General features: G+C 51.2%; 1 protein-coding gene. It reads right to left on the bottom strand.

Annotated elements, in window-relative coordinates:
* Positions 1–260, bottom strand: a 260-nt coding sequence (locus tag PU683_RS22260) for a UvrD-helicase domain-containing protein (protein ID WP_277174676.1), incomplete at both ends; no start/stop codon positions are given.

Raw genomic sequence — 260 nt, 5'->3', positions numbered from 1 at the left:
CGGTCTGTCGTATAGCGGTCAACAAGCTCAAAAAACGCCTTTTCACCCTTTGCGTATTCGTCTTCAAACAGCTCGTCAAGCACTTCATCCCCGAGCAGCTCGCCTTCCGTCTGATCAGCTATCCGAAAGCCCGGATCAAGATCGATCAAGTAGTAATATTTCTTCAGCACTTGCAGGCAAAAGGAATGGAGCGTCGAAATGCTGGCCCGGTTTAAAAGAGACAGCTGGCGTCTAATATGCAGCGAGCCGGGGCGCTGTAC

The sequence above is a fragment of the Candidatus Kosakonia sp. 282A-S69 genome, from assembly GCF_029433855.1.
Classification (GTDB): domain Bacteria; phylum Pseudomonadota; class Gammaproteobacteria; order Enterobacterales; family Enterobacteriaceae; genus Kosakonia; species Kosakonia cowanii_A.
This window is presented reverse-complemented; position numbering and strand designations above follow the sequence as displayed.